The following is a 3,173-nucleotide window of genomic DNA, read 5'->3' on the forward strand; positions in this document are numbered from 1 at the left end:
CCTCGGCGCTGGCCACCGCCCGGCAGGCCGCCGAGGCCAACGCCGCGCCGCTGAACCGGCGCGGCGAGCTGCGCGGGCTGCTCCACGCGCTGCACGCGAAGGCGGTGCGCCACGGCGTGGCGCAGGCCCCGGACCTCGACGCCGTCTTCCGGCGGGCGCGGGAGACGCTCTACACCTCGCCGGTCGACCTCGACGCGGCCGACGAACTCGTGATGTCGTACGCCGCGAAACTGGTCGACCGCACCGATCTCGAGGAGCCGACGCGATGAGCCAGCAGTCGAGCCCGGCGGCGTCCGCCGGGGCCCGGTGCCAGGAGCCGGGGTGCGGCGGCACGGTCCAGCCGGACGGGTTCTGCGACGAGTGCGGGACCGCCCCCTCTCCCGCATCCCCCGCATCCCCTTCCGCCGCCTCGGGGCCCGCCATGTCGGTCCCCGCCCCGCCGAGGCCCGGGCCGGCCGCCCTGTCGGTGCCGTCGCGGCAGCGGCCGTCGTTCCCGTCGGCGTCGAGCTCCGCCTCGTCACTGGTCTCGTCCCGCGCCTCGCGGGCCGGCCGGGCCAGGGGCTCGAAGCCGTCCAGGTCGTCGGTGCGCCGGCTCGGCGCCGGGCTGGTACAGGTGCCCGAGACGACCGTCCCGGACCCGGCCTCGCTGGTACGGACCAGCCCGGTGGTGCCGGAGAACAAGCGGTTCTGCCGCAACCGCGGCTGCGAGCAGCCGGTGGGACGCAGCCGGCAGGGGCGGCCGGGCCGTACGACCGGCTTCTGCGTCCACTGCCAGCGGCCGTTCTCGTTCGAGCCGGGGTTACGCCCCGGCGACAGGATCGGCCCCCCGGTGAGCTCCAGCGACAGGGCCCCCCGCTACGAGGTGGTGGGCGCGATCACCCATGGCGGCCAGGGCTGGATCTATCTGGCCCTCGACCACAGCGTGGAGGGCCTGCGGGTCGTGCTCAAGGGGCTGCTCGACGTCGGGGACGCCAGCGCCCACAGCGCCGCCATCGCCGAGCGGCGCTTCCTCGCGTCCGTCGACCACCCGACGATCGTCAAGATCTACACTTTCGTCGAGCATGCCGGGACCGGCTACATCGTGATGGAGTACGTCGGCGGGACGTCACTGCGCGAGCTGCTCAGGCGGCGCCGCGCGGCGCTCGGCCAGCCGGACCCGCTGCCGGTGGCGGAGGCGGTCTCCTACCTGCTCGCGGTGCTGCCGGCGTTCGCCTACCTGCACCGCAACGGCCTGCTGTTCTGCGACTTCAAGCCGGACAACGTGATGCTCGGGCAGGACACCCTCAAGCTCATCGACCTCGGCGCGGTCCGCCGGGCCGACGACGTCAGCAGCGACGTCTACGGCACGCCGGGCTACCAGGCACCGGAAGTCGGCAACCAGTTACCATCGGTAACCTCCGACCTGTACACGCTGGGACGCACGCTGGCCACGCTGATCCTGGACTTCCGTGGCAACACCTCCACGTACAAGCACTCGTTACCGCCGCCGGACGACCACCCGCCGCTGCTCCGCTACGACTCGCTGCACCGGTTCCTGCTGAAGGCCACCGCATCTTCGCCGGACGACCGGTTCGCCAGCGCCGACGAGATGCACGACGAGCTGCTGGGCGTGCTGCGCGAGGTCGTGGCCGCGGAACGTGGCATGCCGGCGCCCGCCCCGAGCCGGCGGTTCACCGGCGACACCCACCTGACCGGCGAGAACCCGGACGGCAGCCGGGCCGAGCCGGCCGCCTCCGTGCTGCCGACGTTGCGGGTCGATCCCGACGACCCGGCCGCCAGCACGCTCGCCGCGCTGCCGGACACCGACGCCGCCGCGCTCGCCGAGCTGCTGGCGGCGATCCAGCCGGCCACCGTCGAGGTGCGGCTGCGGCTGGCCCGCGCCCAGCTCGACGCCGGCCGGTACGAACAGGCCCGCCGGACGCTCGACGCGATCGAGGACGAGGACCCGTGGGACTGGCGGGCCGGCTACTACCGTGGCCTGGTCGCGCTGGCCGAGGGCGACGTCGCCACCGCGCGCGCCGAGTTCGACGGCGTCTACAGCGAGGCGCCGGGCGAGCTCGCGCCCAAGCTCGCGCTGGCACTGGCCGCCGAGGCCGACGGCGACACGGGCTACGCCGAGCGGATGTACGACGTGGTGTCGAGCACCGACGACTCGTTCACCAGCGCGGCGTTCGGGCTGGCCAGGGTGCGGACGGCGGCCGGGGACCGGCAGGGCGCCGCCGACGCCTACCGGCGGGTGCCGCCGACGTCGGCGGCCTATCTCGACGCCCAGGTCAGGCTCGCCCGGCTGCTGGGGACGGTGACGGCCGCCGGTCCGCCCGACCGGGCCGGGCTGGCCGAGGCGTCGGCCGTCCTCGGCCGGCTCACCCTGGACCCGGCCCGGCGCGCCGCGCTGGAACGCGACCTGCTGGCCACCGCCGTCGACCTGGTGGGCTCCGGCGCCGTCGTGCCGGACGACTCGGTGACGGTGGTGAGGCGGCCGCTGCGCGAGGAGGACCTGCGGTTCGGGCTCGAGGCTGCCTACCGGGAGCTGGCCAGGCTGGCACCCACCGTCGACGGCCGGTACTCCTACGTCGACGAGGCGAACCGGGTCCGGCCGAGGACTCTGACGTGAGCCCGCACCCGGACATCGACGACGGTGTCGTGACCGACGGCCCGGCCGCCACAGGCCCGGCCGCCACAGGCCCGGCCGCCACAGGCCCGACCGCCACAGGCCCAGCCGCTGGGGACCCGGCCGCCGGCGACGGCACCGCGGTCGACGACGGCGCCATGGATGACGACGCGGTCCCGTGCCCACAGTGCGCCGCGCCGGCGTTCGCCACCGACTCCTACTGCGAGGCGTGCGGCACCCTGCTGCGCATCCCCGGGCCGTGCCGGAGCTGCGGCGCGGCCGAGTTCGACGGCGACGGCTTCTGCACGACCTGCGGGAGGCAGCGGGACCCCGGCGCGCCGGGCGCGCCCGGCCGGCAACTGCCGCCCGACCGGGTCGAAACCGACCTCGGCCGGATCGCGGGGGTCAGCGACCGGGGCCTGGCGCACCGGGACAACGAGGACGGGATGGGCATGGCGCTGGGGCCGTGGCCGGTCGCCGTGGTCTGCGACGGCGTGTCGACCGCGCCCGACTCCGGCCCGGCGGCGCGGGCGGCGGCCACGGCGGCCGTCGAGTCGCTGGT

1 protein-coding gene and 2 pseudogenes are annotated in these 3,173 nt (G+C 75.7%); all 3 read left to right on the forward strand.

Annotated elements, in window-relative coordinates; genetic code table 11:
* A pseudogene (locus tag NBX02_RS13985) lies at nt 1-269 on the forward strand (hypothetical protein); the annotation flags it as partial.
* Nucleotides 266-2,614, forward strand: coding sequence for a serine/threonine-protein kinase (locus NBX02_RS13990; RefSeq protein WP_250287568.1), 2,349 nt, complete (start codon nt 266-268; stop codon nt 2,612-2,614). The pseudogene NBX02_RS13985 and the gene NBX02_RS13990, both read left to right, overlap by 4 nt.
* A pseudogene (locus tag NBX02_RS13995) lies at nt 2,611-3,173 on the forward strand (zinc ribbon domain-containing protein); the annotation flags it as partial. The gene NBX02_RS13990 and the pseudogene NBX02_RS13995, both read left to right, overlap by 4 nt.

It is taken from the genome of Protofrankia sp. CiP1_Cm_nod1, from assembly GCF_920888515.1.
Lineage (GTDB): Bacteria > Actinomycetota > Actinomycetes > Frankiales > Frankiaceae > Protofrankia.